The following is an 18,095-nucleotide window of genomic DNA, read 5'->3' as shown; positions in this document are numbered from 1 at the left end:
CAACCAAACTACTTATTTCACTGGAGGTCAAAACTATTATGGCAACGAATTTCGTCATTGAAGGTTTGAAAGCAACAATCGACAATAAGGAAATCCTTAAAGGGATTAACCTTTCAATGAAAGGTGGAGAAATCCACGCAATCATGGGACCTAACGGTACTGGTAAAAGTACACTTGCATCTGCTTTGATGGGACATCCTAAATATGAAGTTACTGAAGGAACAGTTACTTTAGATGGTGAAGATGTTTTGGAAATGGAAGTTGATGAGCGTGCTCGTGCAGGTCTATTCTTGGCGATGCAATATCCAAGTGAAATCACAGGCGTAACGAACTCTGACTTCTTGCGTAGTGCTATCAATGCACGTCGTGAAGAAGGTAAAGAAATTTCTTTGATCAAATTTATCCGTCAAATGGAAGGAAGCATGAAAGAGCTAGATATGAATGCTGAATTCGCACACCGTTACTTGAACGAAGGTTTCTCCGGTGGTGAGAAAAAACGTAACGAAATCTTGCAAATGTTATTGCTTGAGCCAAAATTAGTTATTCTAGATGAAATTGACTCTGGTCTTGATATTGATGCTCTTAAAATCGTAGCAAACGGCGTAAACAAAATGCGTAATGAAGATCGTGGATTCTTAATCATTACTCACTACCAACGTCTACTTGATTATATTACTCCTGACTATGTACACGTAATGATGCAAGGTCGTATCGTGAAGTCCGGTGGCCCTGAATTAGCTGCTCGTCTTGAAGCAGAAGGTTATGACTGGGTTAAAGAAGAACTTGGTATTACAGACGAAACTGTAGGTCAAGAAGCGTAAAACACTGTACGGAAGGAGGAGCTAATAACATGACATTGCAAACGATACTTCCATTAAATCTGGAAGCTCTTAAATCATTATCTCAACAAAAGAACGAACCAGCATGGTTGACTGAGAACCGTTTGAAAGCACTTGAACTTGCTTCCAAACTTGAACTTCCTAAACCGGAAAAAACCAAGATCGACAAATGGGATCTTTCGGATTATGGAACTTATCAGGCACCTCTTAAAGTATCCACATTAGAAGAATTGCCTACATTGATCAGTGCGCTGGTTGAAGGTAACGAATCGGATAACCTGATTGTACAAAAAGATTCAGGTGCCATTTTCTCCAGTCTATCTGATGAATTGAAAGCTCAAGGTGTTATTTTTACAGATTTGGAAACTGCTGCTCGTGAACACGAAGAGTTGGTGAAGCCTTATCTAACAACAGTCGTTGCACCTGAAGAGCATCAATTAACAGCTTTAAATGCAGCAATGTGGAACGGTGGAGCATTCTTATACGTTCCTAAAAACGTAGAAGTGAATATCCCTGTTCAAGCGATCTTTTTGACAGAAAATGCTGGTGCTACTTTTGCACCTCGTATTCTTGTAGTCGCGGATACAAACAGCTCTGTAACTTATGTCGATAACTATATTTCCGCAGGAGACGATGTTCGTGTCCATAACGGAGTAGTTGAGATTGTGGCTAAAGCAGGCGCTAAAGTGCGTTATGCAACAGTTCACCAATTCGGCGGTAGTACGACAGATATGAGTTACCGTCGTGCAATCACTGAAAATGATGCTTCAATCGAATGGATCATCGGTGAAATGAACGATGGCAATACGGTTACAGATACAGCAACAGTGCTAAAAGGAAATGGTTCAACATCTGATGCGAAAATCATCGCTGTAGGTTCTGGTTCTCAACGTTTGAACTATACAACCAAAGCGGTTCATTTTGGTAAAGATACAACAAGCCAAATGATCACTCGTGCTGTAATGCGCGAATCTGCGAATGCGATTATTAATGGTATTACCAAAATCGAACATGGTGCAACTCGTTCGAATGGTGAGCAGACTGAAAAAGTATTGATGTTGAGTCCAAAAGCTCGCGGCGACGCGAACCCGATTCTTTTGATCGATGAAGATGATGTTATGGCAGGACACGCAGCATCTGTAGGTCAGGTTAACCCTGAACAAGTTCATTACTTGATGTCGCGTGGTATTACTCGTCCAGAAGCAGAGCGACTGATTATCTACGGTTTCCTGGCTCCAGTCGTATCGGATATTCCTTTGGAACGCTTACAGACTCGTTTACAGGAACTGGTTGAAAGGAAGCTAGGTCAGTGAACCCGGCGATCCGCGAGCAGTTTCCGATTTTACATCAGGAAGTAAACGGACATCCGCTTGTTTATCTGGATAATGCAGCAACTTCTCAGAAGCCACAGGTTGTTCTGGATGCACTCAATCATTACTATGAGTACGATAACTCCAATGTACACCGCGGCGTCCATACACTGGGAACACGAGCGACTGACGCTTATGAAGGTGCTCGTGAAAAGATTGCTCGCTTTATCAATGCAGGACGTAGTGAAGAAATTGTCTTTACACGTGGTACAACAACAGCACTTAATCTAGTGGCTTCTTCGTATGGTCGTCCTCGTCTACAACCAGGAGACGAAATTGTGATTACGCCGATGGAACATCATAGTAATCTGATTCCATGGCAACAATTAGCCAAAGCGACAGGAGCAACACTTCAATATATTCCGCTACAACCTGATGGTAATATCGATCTGGCTGATGTGGAAAAAGTAATCAATAGCAAAACAAAAATTGTTTCGGTTGTCTATGTATCTAATGTACTTGGTGTAGTCAATCCAGTGAAAGAAATTGCTGAGATTGCTCATCGTCATGGTGCAATTATGGTTGTCGATGGCGCACAAAGTACACCACACATGAAAGTGGATGTACAAGATCTGGATTGTGATTTTTATGCATTTTCCAGTCATAAAATGTGTGGCCCTACTGGATTCGGTGCTCTATATGGTAAGCGTCAATTGCTTGCGCAAATGGAACCTATCGAATTTGGTGGCGAGATGATTAACGATGTAGGATTGTACGAATCCGACTGGAAAGACGCTCCGTGGAGATTTGAAGGCGGTACGCCGATTATCTCAGGAGCGGTTGGACTGGGAGCAGCGATTGATTTCCTCACTGAAATTGGAATGGATGAAATCGAAAAGCATGAAGCGCATCTTGCGAATTATGCGATGGAACGTATGTCTCAGATCGAAGGTTTAAAAATTTATGGACCTGCTAAGCGTAAAGTCGGTATAGTGACGTTCAATCTGGATGGTGTTCATCCTCATGATCTAGCTACTGTACTTGATACGTTCGGGGTAGCGATTCGTGCAGGACATCATTGCTGTCAGCCATTAATGAGATGGCTTGAAGCAAGTTCTACGGCACGCGCAAGCTTTTACCTGTATAATAATGAACAAGACGTAGATCGTTTAATCGATGCGTTGGTTCAGACGAAGGAGTATTTTGGCGATGAAACTTGATGATCTCTACCGACGTGTGATTATGGATCACTACAAAAATCAACGTAACCGCGGTTCTTTTGAAGACGGAGCGATGACGGTTGAACTGAATAACCCAACCTGTGGTGACCGAATATCTCTACAACTTTTGGTGGAAGATAACAAAGTGAAAGATGCCAAATTTTCGGGAGACGGTTGTTCAATCAGTATGGCTTCCGCTTCAATGATGACAGAAGCTGTAAAAGGCAGAACTTATGAAGAAGCACTTGAACTTGCAGACCGCTTCTCTGCTCTGATGAAGGGCGAAGATGTGGAATTTGAAGAATACGAAGAGATCGAAGCCCTATCTGGAGTTAATAAATTCCCTGCTCGCATCAAGTGTGCTACGTTGGCCTGGAATGCCCTACGCAAGGGAATTGTCACAGAAGACAACTAAAATCTTCACAAATTAGATGGGGAGGCTACACAAATGGCTAAAACAGCACCAGAAATGGAAGAATATAAATATGGTTTCCGCGATGATCACAAGTCAATTTTTCAATCCGGTAAAGGACTGAACAAAGAGATCGTAATGGAAATTTCTCGTATGAAAGATGAGCCGGAATGGATGTTAGAATTCCGCTTGAAAGCTTTGGAACAATTTGAAAAAATGCCTATGCCAGACTGGGGCGGCGACATCAGCGATTTGGATTTCAATGATATCCAATACTATGTTAAAGCATCTGAAGGACAAGGTAAGACTTGGGAAGAAGTACCGACAGAAATCAAAGAAACGTTTGATAAACTAGGTATTCCTGAAGCGGAACAAAAATTCTTGGCTGGTGTATCTGCTCAGTACGAATCTGAAGTTGTATACCACAGCATGCAAAAAGAATTGGAAGATCAAGGCGTTATCTTTATGGATACAGATACAGCTTTGAAAGAACATCCAGAAATTTTGCGCGAATACTTTGCAACAGTTATCCCTACAACAGATAACAAATTTGCAGCATTGAACAGTGCAGTATGGTCAGGCGGAAGCTTTATCTATGTACCTAAAGGTGTACAATGCGAAGTGCCTTTACAAGCATACTTCCGTATTAACTCCGAGAACATGGGTCAATTTGAGCGTACGCTAATCATCGCAGACGAAGGCAGTATGGTTCACTATGTAGAAGGCTGTACAGCGCCGATCTATAGCACGAACTCATTGCATAGTGCTGTTGTTGAGATCGTATGTAAAAAAGATGCTCGTGTACGTTATACAACGATTCAGAACTGGGCTCCAAACATCTATAACCTTGTAACAAAACGTGCAGTTGCTGAAGAAAATGCAACAATGGAATGGGTAGATGGTAACATTGGTTCCAAATTGACAATGAAATATCCTGCGGTTGTTCTTAAAGGACGCGGCGCTAAAGGTATGGTATTGTCTATCGCTGTTGCAGGTAAAGCACAACATCAAGATGCTGGCGCAAAAATGATTCACCTTGCACCGGATACAACATCTACAATTGTGTCTAAATCGATCAGTAAACATGGTGGTAAAGTAACGTATCGTGGTCTAGCATCTTTCGGACGTAACTCCGAAGGTTCTAAATCCAATATCAAATGTGATACGCTGATTCTGGATAACCAATCCACTTCAGATACGATTCCGTACAATGAGATCAAGAACGATAACATCACTCTTGAGCATGAAGCGACCGTATCTAAAGTATCGGAAGATCAACTCTTCTACTTGATGAGTCGTGGTCTAAGCGAAGATGAAGCAACCCAAATGATCGTTATGGGCTTTATCGAGCCATTTACAAGAGAATTGCCTATGGAATATGCAGTAGAAATGAACCGTCTGATCAAGTTTGAGATGGAAGGTTCTATCGGTTAATTCCTTTTATAGCAAGGTTTTATCAAATAAAAAACGGGACAGAAAAGGGGCTTGCCCCGATTCTGCCCCGTTTTTATTTATTATCTATTTTTCAGTAACCTCTAATCCAAATCCTTCGCACAATGCTTGTAATCCACCAAAAAATCCTTTCCCAATCGGATTAAATTTCCAATCACTTTTGTGCAGATACATTTCTCCAAGTACAATAGCGGTTTCTTTTGTTAAATCTTGTCCTGCTTCAAAATGTGCTAGTTCTTTGCCTATGATTGGATCGATTAAGCGAATATGAATTTCACTAACTTCACTAAAATGATACTGCTGTTCATCTTCTTGATAGATCGTCAATGCAAAAGCAATCTTTTGCACCTCAAAAGATAATTTAGCCAAATTAACTTTGAATTGAGCTTTATTTGTACGTAATTTGGAATACGAAACTGATCCTGTTGCTGTATCAGGTTGACCATAAAAAATACAGTCCGAATCGCTTTTACATTGCTCATTGGCATATAGAAGAAAAGCTGTAGCATCTAGATCGATATTGGCATGATCTACATTCCAGTCGATCTCTATTAATAACTGCGAACTGCTTAATTTAGAACTAATAGCGATTTTCTGACCAGCCATTAATCCAGCAACCGATTCATTTGTAGTAGTAGATATTAGGTTATTTTGGATTATAGAATCAGATGTAGGAATAGGTGGTACAGTTGAGTCATGTTTTAAAGTGGAAACATCAATAAGAAGAGATTCAGAAGTATTATCCACTGTAGGCGCTATGGTCGAAACGTTTGACTTTGTATTTGCAGGAGTCGATTTAGACTTTTTCTTCTTCACAGTAGAACCAGAGAAAGAGGTATATCCACCTGCATACATCTGACCAATCTGATACCCATATGCTTTGGCAAGCTCGGAAGGACTAAGCTGTTGTTCTTGTTCCAACAACTTCAACAACACATTCGCTGTTGCTCGTGCGTCTTCTAGCGCATCATGATGATTGAACGTAATCCCGTAATGATTAGAGATCACATTTAATTTATGAGAAGGCAGATGTGTCAGTATTTTTTTGCTTAATAAATACGTGCAATAATACTCAAAAGCAGGATAATGTAGTAGTGCATGATCCAGACAATATCGTAATACACTCATATCGAATGAAGCGTTATGCGCTACAATCGATTTATTTTCAAAAAAGGGTAACAGTGTCGGCCATAATTCTTGAAATGTAGGCTGACCTTTGACCATCGCTGGTGTAATGTTGTGAATACTGATATTTATCGGGTCAAAATGTTGATCAGGATTAATCAGCCATTCTTGTTCAAATACGATTTTGCCTTGCGATACTTCTACAATTCCGATCGAACATGCACTGGATCGGCTAGAATTGGCAGTCTCAAAGTCAACAGTCACAAAATCCATATGATGATACTCCTCTCTATTTCTGAGTAGCAGTTCTTATATCGTTAAGTATAAGATAGTGCCTACAAACCACAAAAATAACTGACAACGAAAGATCGCCGCCAGTTACGTCTGTTTGTCTATTTCATATACATTAGAAGCTATTAACTACCTAGTAACCACTTACATAAAAATCTCTTCAATATCCAAATTCGATTGCATCGCCAAATCTGTAAATCCTTTGTCCGTTTTGATCAGTGGACGGAAGAAGTTAGAAGGGTTAGTCATAATAATCTGACCGACTTCTCCAGAACTAAGCAATACTTGTTTGCCAATAAAGTTAGGTAACATATTACGGATAAACGTTTGCGTTGTCTCCGCATGCAGTTGACCAAAGCTCATTCTGTGCAATTCTTTAAGAACACGCAGTAGCTCTTGCTTGGTCTGATATACCCTTGCTGTAGTCATAGCACTATATACGTCCGCTACAGCCGTTATACGTGATAAAGGATGAATCTCATCCAGACTCAATCCGTTAGGATATCCTTTGCCATCTGTACGCTCATGATGCTGTAAAGCTACCATTGCACTGATCTTATCACCTGTAGACTGCATAATAATATCATGACCATAAATCGTATGACGCTTCATTTCTTCAAATTCTTCTGTAGTCAAACGTCCGGGCTTATTCAAAATATGACTTGGGATTTTGGATTTGCCAACGTCGTGTAAATAACCTGCTCTACCTGCTTGATAAGCTTCTTGTTCAGTGTATCCCATCCATGTTGCAAGGTAATAAGAGAGCATACCTACTTGTAGCGAATGGGTATACGTATAATTGTTATCATCATTTAAAAAAAGTAATACAGATACAACATCTTTTTGTTCTTGCAATTCGGTAAGTAAAGGTTCTAATTTGGCATCTACCTGACTACCATCAAATTCTCCACGAGCGGCTGCATTTAGAAATAAATCTTCAAAACCTTGTAAAGCGGTATTGAATTGAATTTTAGCATCTTGAAGAGGATGGATAGATGAAGGTTGGCTAATATCAGCAGGTTCTGAGAAAACTTCTTCAATGTCGACATCATCCACACCATGCTGTAGCAACTTAGCAATATCTTCCCGCTGAAGAGTATGGCCCTTTTGCATAATATGAATGCCGAATGTATTGAATGTATCTCTAAGAAGCGTATCTCCCGGCTTCAAATCGGTAACATGCACTCTCAATATGGGCACCCCGTTTATTAAACAAATTGTAAATGTATCATATCAGGAAAAAAAAGCAGGATCAATGGTTGAAATCAGTTCATTTAGCTCAAGATTTTGGCTCGATAGGGTTCCAAGGACCTGTTTGGACACCTTTCCACTCTGAACCATCTGCCCAGATCTCTTTTTTCCAAATCGGTACTGTTTCTTTAAGACGTTCAATCGCAAATCGACTAGCTTCATAAGCATCATTACGGTGAGCCGAAGAAACAGCGATAATGACACTGGTCTCTGCAATACCAACTGTTCCTATACGATGGCTGATCGCGCAACGTGTTCCGGTCCAAGTTGTTGCAATATGCTCTCCAATTTTTTGCAATTGATGAAGAGCCATCGGTATATAAGCTTCATATTCTAAATGAACGGTCTGCATCGCACCTGTCATTTCACGAGTGGTTCCGATAAATGTTAACGTTGCTCCATGATTAGGATCAATCACTTTAGCGATCACATCTTCAGCTTGTAATCGTTCACTGGTAATGAGATATAAACCGTCCGCTGTCTGTGAAGTAGTCGTATCTATTCCTGATCCACCGGATACAGGAGGAATAAGAGCAATCTCATCCACAGGCTTAATCTTATTATCGGCTAATGCGTACTCTTGGTTAACAGCAGCGAAGGCTGCTTCAATTATTATTTTTGCTTCTGGATATTGTTCAGACAAAAGTTTTTTTAATTGAGCAACGGTAAGTTCTTCAGTAGGTGGAATTTCTATGATAACTTGCGATTGGCCGATGCGCTCAGCAAGACCTGCAAATAGTCGAACCGTATATTGTTGCATAATATTTAACGCCTCCATGTGCTTTTTCAATCTCTTTAATATATCATAAGTTCATATGTATATTATATAACCCCGATTAGAGGGAACGGATGCAGGAGGACATGCTATTTATGGACATAAATGAAGTGGAAGATACGTTAACACTATTACACACCAATGATATTCATAGTCATTTTGAAAATATGGGTGCTATTGCAGCGATTATCGCAGAGCGCAAGCAACGTTTGGGAGCAGAGCAATTACTGGTACTGGATATCGGCGATCATATGGATCGCATGTCGATTGAAACCGAAGGATCTGCCGGTGGAGCCAATATCGATATTATCAATATGACCGGTTACGATGCGATCACGATCGGGAACAATGAAGGGCTGACGTATACGCCCGAACTGCTTCATCAAGCTTATGCAGGAATAAGCTGTCCAATCATTTGCAGTAATGTAGAAGAGATGGAGACTGGTGTTCCACCTGTATGGATGGAAACCCATCGTATTATTCAAAAAGGAACATGGAAAATAGGTCTAATCGGAGCTACAGCGCAATATAGCGATTATTATGAATTGTTAGGATGGAATGTCAGTGACCCGATAGCCAGTTTAGCACCCTGGGTAGCCAAATTGCGCAGTGAAGTGGACTTACTTGTCGTGTTATCTCATTTGGGATTACCGACCGATCAGAAGCTTGCTGAACAGTTACCTGATATTGATGTGATTTTGGGAGGACATAGTCATCATGTGTTAGATCGTCCACTGTGGATCGGTTCTACAGTATTAGGAGCCGCAGGTAAGTTCGGTCAATATATTGGAGAAATGGTCTGGAAAAAAGATACACAAGGAGCGCGTGCTCATCTACTGGATGGTGGATTGATTCCTATTACAGAACATATGGAACGTGATGCATCTATTGAAAATGCAATTGTGATTCATCGACAACGTGCAGAAGAACGAATGAATCGTACAGTAGCGATGTTAGAAGCACCGCTCGAAATTCAATATGAACAAGAGTCTCCGTTCGGCAATTTGCTTGCACAGGCTGTACGGCAATTTACAGGAGCGGAGTTATCGATTGTGAATGCAGGTCAATTGTTAGCTGATCTGCCCGCAGGCGAAGTTACAGAAGGTCTGCTTCATCGTCTATGCCCATCTCCGGTTAATCCATGTATTACTTTGCTAAAAGGAAAAAATATCAAGTTAGCGTTAGAACAATCGTTATTACCTGAATTTACGCACAAAACAATTATGGGATTTGGATTTCGAGGGAAAGTGCTGGGTTGTCTGTGTGTAGATGGAATCGATATCTCGTATGATCTATCCCGACCTGCTTATGATCGTATTACAGCTATTCGATTAGGGGATCAAGAGCTTAAAGATGAACAAGAATACAGTGTAGGTTGTCTGGATATGTTTACATTTGGGATTGGCTATATGTCTCTTAGTGAAAGCCATGAAGTGAAATATATTTTGCCTGAATTTATTCGTGATCTGTTACGAATGCAGTTGCAGACCCCTGGAGCAGCGTTAGCGTCTGCCGAAAAACGATGGTTTATGGTATGATAAATGAGATCTTGCGTCATATTTTGCATATTTAATGAATTAAAGAACGTTATGCAATACATGATTTAAGGTTAATACATGAAATAAGGTGAAAGCAAATGACAGTAATACAAAGAAGTGAATGGCCTCTCAAAGAGTTATCCCCAAGTTATGATCCGTGGGACCCTTTGCTATCACTTCGCAAATTTGGACGCAATACGCTAACCAGCGTGGAGATGACAGTAACCAATCTATGCAATATGCGTTGTGAGCATTGTGCAGTTGGAGATTCACTGGTGATGCGTGAACCTGATATGATTCCTTTGCCTTTAATGTTGAAGCGATTAGATGAAGTGGAACATCTTCAGACAATCAGTATTACAGGTGGTGAACCAACTTTCCGCAAAAAAACGGTAGATGAAGTTATCGTTCCTTTGCTTAAATATGCGCGTGAGCGTGGTATTCGTTCACAGATTAATTCTAATTTAACATTAGATATCGGGCGTTATGAGAAATTATTACCATACTTAGATGTGATGCATATTTCATTTAACTATACATCTGTAGATGATTTTCATGAAGTGGGCTTTGCAAATAGCGGACATCCTGTTCCGCGTGAAGTCGCTGTCAAAATGTACGATAAAATGATTGAAAATGCTCAGATATTAAGTAAAGCCGGTATGTTTATTTCGGCAGAAACGATGATTAATTATCGTACTCATCACAAATTGCCTGAGATTCATCGATTGATCAAAGAAATGGGTTGTAGACGTCATGAAGTGCATCCGATGTATGCAGCCGACTTTGCAGCGAATTTACCTGTAGTCTCACTGGCTGAATTCCGTACAGCGATTCATGATCTGTTAGATCATCGGGATCAAGACATGTGGATGTTATTCGGAACATTGCCGTTCTTCGCTTGTAATTCAGAAGTGGAAGATCGTGAATTGATTCAGCGTTTGCGTCGCGAACGCAATGTGACCGTTCGTAATGATCCAGACGGACGTAACCGGGTCAATGTTAATATGTTTACAGGAGATGTATTTGTTACTGATTTTGCAGCTATTCCAGCGTTTGGCAATGTGTCTCATAGCCAGCTTGACGATGTATTTAGCGAGTGGAGTAACAATCATCCACTGAATCAGACTGTAAATTGTCATTGTGATGCGGCTGCTTGCTGTGGACCGAATTTGTTAGTAGCAGACATGTATTACAAAAATACAGATTTCAAATCAAGACAAGCTATTTTGTAATTCAACAAGCATTTTGCGTTATCAGATCAGAGACAAAAAAGATGACAACAGCATAACGCAGAATGCTGATTAACTATGGAAGAAATGGGGCGTTCTGGTTGGGCCATTCGGAGTTTGAGATAGGAACTTTAGTATTGAATTTGGCTTTGGTTTTACTGCTCGTATTTTTAAACGGCTTTTTTGTAGCTGCTGAATTTTCACTTGTGAAAGTACGTCATTCTCGCTTGACACAATTAGAGAGTGAAGGCAACAAGCTTGCAGGATACGCGCTTAAGGTCAACAAGAAGCTGGATGCTTACTTATCAGCTACCCAATTCGGGATTACGCTGGCATCTCTTGGACTCGGTTGGATTGGTGAGCCTGCTATCTCGGAATTACTTGTCGAACCAATTATGTATAAGTTAGGGTTCGGTGAATCTCCATTAGTGACCACAATTTCAGTCATTATCGGTTTTGCTGTAATTACATTTCTACATATTGTTATCGGTGAATTAGCTCCGAAGTCGCTCGCTATTCAGCGTACAGAAGGAGTATCGTTATGGTTGTCAGCACCATTATTATTCTTTTATCGTGTGTTCTTCCCATTTATCTGGGTGTTAAATGCAGCAGCTAACGCTGTGTTACGAGCAGTAGGTATTGAACCTGCTAATGAAGCGGAAGCGGCTCACTCGGAAGAAGAAATTCGGATTTTAATGAATCAAAGTGCCAAAAGCGGTGTGATTGATGAAGGCGAAATGGAACTGATGAACAATATTTTCGAGTTCTCTGATTTACTGGCACGCGAAGTTATGTTGCCACGTACAGACATGACTTGTTTGTACACGAATTTTTCCAAAGAAGAAAATTTGGCGATTATCAATGAAACCAAACATTCACGTTACCCTGTAGCCGTAGAAGATAAAGACCGAATTATCGGTTTTGTGCATATTACAGATGTATTGTTATCTCCTGTGAATCAACCGTATGATCTGGTTGCGCTGGCACGACCTATTTTGAATGTACCTGAGTCGATGGAAATTAGTCATGTCTTACAAATGATGCAAAAAAACCATTCTCAGTTAACACTGGTTGTTGATGAATATGGTGGAACAGCCGGCATATTGACAGCAGAAGAAATTTTGGAAGAAATCGTCGGTGAATTGTATGACGAATTTGAAGATGAACGTCCTGATATGGAGCGAGATGGAGATACGATTTCGGTCGATGGACGAATGTTGATTGAAGATGTAAATGAACTAAGCGGTGTAGAAATCGATGATGATGAAGTCGATTCGATCGGTGGATGGATGTTTAAAGAGCTTGAAGGTGTGCCGGAAACAGGCGGTAAAGTAGAAATTGATGGGGTAACCTTTGAAGTGGCTGAAGCCGAGCGTTTACGTATTATGCGTGTGCGTATCTATCCTGTTCCTGAGATTACCAATGATGAAGAAAATGAGGACGATTCAGATTAAAGAGTTGTCCTTTGATCCAGACTCAATCTATACAATAAGCAATGATATAAGGGCAGTGTAATGCTGCCCATCATACATAGACAGGAGTTACGTGGAATGAATGAACAGCCGAAGTTACGCAAGCCTCAAGCAATGATGTTTGATATGGATGGTACACTTTTTCAGACAGAGACAGTGCTTATTCCTGCGTATCACAAAACGTTTGAAATTTTAAAGCAAGAAGGTCTGTATGATGGAGAAACACCACCGGAAGAGATTATTTTGAGCTGCCTGGGAATGTTGCTTGAAGATATCTGGGCGCGTGTAATTCCAGGTGCAGGTGCTCCTACAGTAGCAAGAGCGAATGAATTGTTACTACAACTGCAACTAGATGAGATGGCAGCAGGAATCTCTGCAATGTATCCACAGGTTAACGAAACGTTGCAATATTTGCATAATCAAGGAGTACGTTTATTTGTAGCAAGTAACGGTCTGGAAGGTTATGTTAAAGGAGCGGCTGAAGTTCATCAATTATCTCCTTTACTAGAAGGAGTATACAGCGCTGGCGAATATAATACCGCTTCCAAAGTCGATCTGGTCAAACTATTGCTTACAACGCATCAGGTGACAGAAGCATGGATGGTGGGAGATCGCTCTTCAGACGTAGAAGCAGGCAAAAAGAACGGTCAAGTCGTGATCGGATGCAATTATGCAGACTTTGGAGATACATCCGAGTTGGAAGGTTCTGACGTAATTATTACTTCGTTTGATCAATTGATTACCTTATATGATCAAGCAGAATAATCACTAGAATGGTTTAAGCTTATTTGACCTTATTTTACTTCTGCTAACAAATCAGTTACTCTAGTAAAAGTTCAAATCGCCAATGATTGGGTACAATATAAAAATGATATCAAAGAAAGCAGGGATACAATAATGAATATTTATGACAAAGCTAACGAACTATCGAAATCGATCCGCGAGAGTAAAGAAGTAGAAGATATTACAGCAGCTATGAAGCTGATCGAAAATGATCCAGAAAGCAAACGTATGTTAGATGATTTCCGTACGCGTCAAATGGAAGTTCAACAACGTATGATGTCTGGAGATATGCCGAATCCAGAAGAAATGGAACAAATGGAAAAAGTTTTTGAAGTGTTAAACTTAAACTTGAATATCCGTCGTTTGTTCGATGCAGAGCAACGTTTGAGCGTGATTATTGAAGATATCAACAAAATTATTACAGAAAGCTTGAGCGATCTATACGGCGGCGAAAACGCATAATTCGTTATGATCTGTTTTAATCTATAACGATTATCAATTATAACAGGTTGATAATTAATACAAATTTAAAGTATATATTATTGGAGATAGATGTACTTCTGTTAAAATAATATATCAAAATAGCGCCATCTCAAGCGCCTCTAGCCAGATATCTATGGTTGGAGGCGCTTGTTTTTGTGCTATAATCAAATAAGAGTGATACAGATCAAGAACGGTGGTGTTACAGTTGGAAGAACAGGATGAGACGATTACAAAGCATGAGCAGTTATTACAACATATTGAAAAGCTACAAGTCGGTAGCAAAATTTCTGTTCGCAAACTAGCCAAACATATGGGAGTGAGCGAAGGCACTGCTTATCGAGCAGTCAAAGAAGCTGAAAATATGGGAATTGTAGTGACGCGTGAACGTATAGGTACGATACGTGTAGAAAAGAAACCTCGCGGTATCTCTGAACAACTTACCTTTGCAGATGTGGCTGAGATTGTCGGTGGTCAAGTATTTGGCGGAAGTGATGGTCTTAATAAAACACTTGTTAAATATGCAATCGGGGCGATGAAAGTCGAAGCGATGATGCGTTATGTAGAAGCAGGAAGCTTATTGATTGTGGGTAATCGCGAAGATGCTCATTCGCTTGCACTGGAACATGGCGCAGCCGTTTTGATTACCGGAGGATTCGGCACAAGCGCAGAAGTGAAAGCTTTGGCAGATGAATGTGATTTGCCTATTATTTTGTCCCGTCATGATACATTTACCGTCGCTTCTATGATTAACCGCGCGATCTTTGATCGAATGATCAAAAAGAAAATTATGCTGGTTGAAGATATTATTGCAGGTAAGCCAAAGCCAGAAGTACTCAAAGCTTCTAGCACCGCTCAAGATTTTCGTGAAATGACAGAAAAAACAGGTTATGTCCGATTAGCTGTTGTCGATGAATGGAACCGGGTCATCGGTATCGTCGGACGAAAAGAGATCGAAGAATTGACACCGGAACAGCCGATTGAAAAAGTATTAATTCGTCGCCCGATAACAGCAACGCTACAGACTTCGCTCGCTTCAGCAGCACAGACGATGATGTGGGAAGGGGTCGACTTTTTACCCATTGTAGATCGTAATCGCAAATTGATCAGTACTGTAACCCGTCATGAAGTGTTGCAAGCGATGAGAGATGCACAGCAACAACCTAATGCAGGTACAGGCGAGACATTCGATCATTTAATTTGGAACGGATTTGCGGAAGAAAAAGATGAAGATGGTGGAATCGTATTCCATGGCTTTATCACTCCGCAGATGGCAACTGATTTGGGTACAATCTCAGAAGGCGTACTGACAACAGTGATGATTCAAGCCGCTACACGTACAGCCAAATTGCTGAGTGGATGCGATTATGTACTGGACAATATGAGCACTTATTTTCTACGTCCGATCCAGATTGAAGATGCTGTAGTCATTCGCCCGATCATTTTAGAATCCAGTCGCCGTACATGCAAGCTAGAAATTCAAATGTCGTACGACGACCTTCCTGTAGCCAAATGTATCCTAACCTTACAATCTATTGACCACTAGCACTTGGCATTATAAGTGCTACCTAGCGCTTGGCACTATAAGCGCGACCCAGTCCAATAAAAAAATGATTTTCGCAAAGCAAAATATCTTACATTAAACGCTTGGCATTATAAGCGCGACCCAATTTCAATAGAAAAGTGATTTTTGCAAAGCAAAATATCTTACATTAAGCGCTTGGCATCATAAGCGTCAAACACTAAAAAAAGAAGCACTACAGACAGCATCACCATCTGTAGCGCTTCTTTTTTTATATATTATATCTATCCTACATCTTATGATTTACACACACATGATCAGACTTGGAATTTCTCGACCATGCCTTTTAATTCTTGAGCTACATCAGACAATACCGCAGAAGAAGCAGCAATTTCTTCCATTGTCGCTAATTGTTGCTCGGTTGCAGCAGATACCGATTCAATCTCACCTACTGAAGTATTTGTAATATCAGACATTTGATGAACCGAACGGATCACTTGCTCTGTTCCTTTAGAAAGTGTAGATGAAGCATCCGATACACTTTGAATATTAAAAGTCACTTCTTGCACATACTGACGAATCAGACTGAATGATTGTTCCGCCGTATGCACAGCCGAGATACTTTGCAACACCTCTTGTGAACCTGCTTCAGTACGATCTACAACCGTATGAATCTCAGATTGAATACTATCGATTAGCGCACTGATCTGACTTGCAGAAGACGAAGCTTCATCAGCTAAGTTACGAATTTCTTTAGCTACTACGCTGAACCCTTTACCATGTTCTCCAGCACGAGCGGCTTCAATACCTGCATTAAGTGATAATAGATTGGTTTGTTTAGCGATCTGTGCGATTACATTAACAATTTGTCCAATCGTTTCAGAATGATTGTTTAGACTATGAACCGAACCGGAAAGTTCTCCGAAAATAAATTTCAATTTACTGATTTCGCTATCTGCTGCTTTGAGAGCAGTATCGCCTTCATTTACTTTTTCAGAAGCCATTACTGCTTTGGATGCTACTTCATGAGCGCTGCTTGCTATGCCTTGAATACCGTCTGCCATTTGATTGACTGTATTTGATGTATGACTGACGTATTCTGTTTGACGCTCTGATCCTTCTGCCATTTCTTGAATAGATAGTGCAATATGTTGAGAAGCATTGGACGTTTCGCCAGCGCTTGCTGTTAATTGTTCTGAAGAAGAAGCAAGATGAAGTGAAGTATCTTTCAAATGAGACACCATTTCACGCAGACTGTTGGTCATTGTAGCCAGTGCTGTAGATAATGCGCCAATCTCGTGTTTGGATTTGATATCCCATGTAGAAGTCAGATCGCCTTTCGCTACGGCTTCAGTCACTTTGACAAGTTGCATAATAGGTTTGGTTAGGCGAGTAGAGAAAATATAACCAGCGATAATCGCTAGAATAAGAGAAATGACCAGAATAATAATACTGTTGCGGAATAGAATAGTGGAATCTGCCATAATTAAATTATATGGCTTTTCGCTAAATATGCTCCATCCGGTTAAAGGATCTTTAGCGTAAGACACTAACACTCGGTCTGATTTCTCACCATACGATAATGTGCCTGGTGTGCCTTGAGAAGCATTTTGGAAAGAAGGGGTATCTTTGATATCTTTATCTAATGAATTAGCATCAGGATGCGCAAGAATCGTTCCTGTACGGTCTGCAATATAAGCAGTCTGACCATTTGTAGAAAATTCTTTGGCGTATGTGCTCATATTATCTAAAGGCAATGTCACTTGAACCATGCCACTAAGTGTGTTAGTTGTATCGAATACGGGGTAAGCAAGAGTAACGATCTTTTTTCCGCTCGTTTTACTGACCAAAATATCGGAAATTACTTGTTTTTGAGTCGCTATCAATTGTTTGAAATAATCACGATCACTGGTATTGGTCAAATCTCCATCGGAACTTTTAGCGATTTGTTGACCGTCGGTAGCAGTGAAGATAATCGCTTGAATTTCAGGATGTAATTTGCCAACCGATGATAATAAATTTTTAACTTGTGGTAATTGCTGTGGTGTATAATCTTTAAACTCTGGATTTTCAGATAATTGTTGCAACATTTCAATTTCCGAATTAATCAAAGCTGTTGTTTTTTGAAGCACTAGATTGACATTCTGTTCGTTCATGCTGTAAGCATCTTTTTCGATTTTATTGCTTGTAGTGATCAGACTGAATGTTCCGTAAACCAGTAACGGAATAAGTGCGATTAATGACATAATCATAATCAGTTGCTTTTTCATTATTATTTCCCCCGATGAATGAAATCAAATAAAGTTGACATTGATACGTTTATCGGCAGTTTCTGTGATAAGTTTAGATTTTTTGTCAGCATATGTCGAAATAGGCGTAACCTCTATACTATCTAA

General features: G+C 40.3%; 15 protein-coding genes. 11 read left to right on the top strand and 4 right to left on the bottom strand.

The features are described from left to right. The first annotated feature begins 38 nt into the window (after positions 1-38). Genes sufC through sufB form a run of 5 tightly spaced genes read left to right on the top strand, consistent with a single transcriptional unit; the run spans position 39 to position 5,215 of the window. A complete protein-coding gene (gene sufC, locus ACFSGI_RS14740; protein WP_069326962.1) occupies positions 39-821 on the top strand; it encodes a Fe-S cluster assembly ATPase SufC in 783 nt (260 codons plus the stop codon). Between the two features lie 29 nt (positions 822-850). Continuing rightward, positions 851-2,152 carry a Fe-S cluster assembly protein SufD gene (gene sufD, locus ACFSGI_RS14735; protein WP_204824851.1) on the top strand — a complete coding sequence of 434 codons (1,302 nt, stop codon included), beginning with the start codon at positions 851-853 and terminating at the stop codon, positions 2,150-2,152. Further along, complete coding sequence (locus ACFSGI_RS14730) at positions 2,149-3,369, top strand: cysteine desulfurase (RefSeq protein WP_204824850.1); 1,221 nt, start codon at positions 2,149-2,151, stop codon at positions 3,367-3,369. Before sufD ends, ACFSGI_RS14730 begins: the two co-directional genes overlap by 4 nt. After that, a complete protein-coding gene (gene sufU / locus ACFSGI_RS14725) occupies positions 3,359-3,784 on the top strand; it encodes a Fe-S cluster assembly sulfur transfer protein SufU (RefSeq protein ID WP_069326965.1) in 426 nt (141 codons plus the stop codon). Before ACFSGI_RS14730 ends, sufU begins: the two co-directional genes overlap by 11 nt. Positions 3,785-3,817: 33 nt before the next feature. Beyond that, positions 3,818-5,215: a Fe-S cluster assembly protein SufB gene (gene sufB, locus ACFSGI_RS14720; protein ID WP_204824849.1), complete on the top strand. Its 1,398-nt coding sequence runs from the start codon at positions 3,818-3,820 to the stop codon at positions 5,213-5,215. Between the two features lie 84 nt (positions 5,216-5,299). Here the strand turns inward: sufB and ACFSGI_RS14715 are convergent, their stop codons facing one another. The 3 genes from ACFSGI_RS14715 to ACFSGI_RS14705 all read right to left on the bottom strand — a co-directional run bounded on the left by ACFSGI_RS14715 (position 5,300) and on the right by ACFSGI_RS14705 (position 8,678). Next, positions 5,300-6,631: a TerD family protein gene (locus tag ACFSGI_RS14715; RefSeq protein WP_204824848.1), complete on the bottom strand. Its 1,332-nt coding sequence runs from the start codon at positions 6,629-6,631 to the stop codon at positions 5,300-5,302. 162 nt (positions 6,632-6,793) lie between these two features. Then, complete coding sequence (locus tag ACFSGI_RS14710) at positions 6,794-7,840, bottom strand: HD-GYP domain-containing protein (protein ID WP_204824847.1); 1,047 nt, start codon at positions 7,838-7,840, stop codon at positions 6,794-6,796. 88 nt (positions 7,841-7,928) lie between these two features. Continuing rightward, positions 7,929-8,678: a molybdenum cofactor biosynthesis protein gene (locus ACFSGI_RS14705; protein ID WP_379283530.1), complete on the bottom strand. Its 750-nt coding sequence runs from the start codon at positions 8,676-8,678 to the stop codon at positions 7,929-7,931. Between the two features lie 92 nt (positions 8,679-8,770). Between ACFSGI_RS14705 and ACFSGI_RS14700 the strand changes: the two genes are divergently transcribed. The 6 genes from ACFSGI_RS14700 (at position 8,771) to ACFSGI_RS14675 (ending at position 15,723) form a co-directional block, all read left to right on the top strand. Beyond that, a complete protein-coding gene (locus tag ACFSGI_RS14700; protein WP_204824845.1) occupies positions 8,771-10,213 on the top strand; it encodes a bifunctional metallophosphatase/5'-nucleotidase in 1,443 nt (480 codons plus the stop codon). Between the two features lie 98 nt (positions 10,214-10,311). Next, complete coding sequence (yfkAB, locus tag ACFSGI_RS14695) at positions 10,312-11,445, top strand: radical SAM/CxCxxxxC motif protein YfkAB (RefSeq protein ID WP_204824844.1); 1,134 nt, start codon at positions 10,312-10,314, stop codon at positions 11,443-11,445. A gap of 62 nt (positions 11,446-11,507) precedes the next feature. Continuing rightward, complete coding sequence (locus tag ACFSGI_RS14690; protein WP_204824843.1) at positions 11,508-12,896, top strand: hemolysin family protein; 1,389 nt, start codon at positions 11,508-11,510, stop codon at positions 12,894-12,896. A 96-nt stretch (positions 12,897-12,992) separates the two neighbouring features. After that, complete coding sequence (locus tag ACFSGI_RS14685) at positions 12,993-13,679, top strand: HAD family hydrolase (protein WP_204824842.1); 687 nt, start codon at positions 12,993-12,995, stop codon at positions 13,677-13,679. A gap of 132 nt (positions 13,680-13,811) precedes the next feature. Beyond that, a complete protein-coding gene (locus ACFSGI_RS14680) occupies positions 13,812-14,159 on the top strand; it encodes a YlbF/YmcA family competence regulator (protein WP_204824841.1) in 348 nt (115 codons plus the stop codon). 226 nt (positions 14,160-14,385) lie between these two features. Continuing rightward, positions 14,386-15,723 carry a DRTGG domain-containing protein gene (locus ACFSGI_RS14675; protein WP_204824840.1) on the top strand — a complete coding sequence of 446 codons (1,338 nt, stop codon included), beginning with the start codon at positions 14,386-14,388 and terminating at the stop codon, positions 15,721-15,723. A 293-nt stretch (positions 15,724-16,016) separates the two neighbouring features. Here ACFSGI_RS14675 and ACFSGI_RS14670 read toward each other — a convergent pair whose 3' ends face one another. Then, positions 16,017-17,969 (bottom strand): methyl-accepting chemotaxis protein, encoded by a 1,953-nt coding sequence (locus ACFSGI_RS14670; RefSeq protein ID WP_204824839.1) that lies wholly within the window; start codon positions 17,967-17,969, stop codon positions 16,017-16,019. Between the last annotated feature and the right edge of the window lie 126 nt (positions 17,970-18,095).

The organism is Paenibacillus nicotianae (assembly GCF_042681745.1).
In the GTDB taxonomy this organism is placed as follows: Bacteria; Bacillota; Bacilli; order Paenibacillales; family Paenibacillaceae; genus Saccharibacillus; species Saccharibacillus nicotianae.
This window is presented reverse-complemented; position numbering and strand designations above follow the sequence as displayed.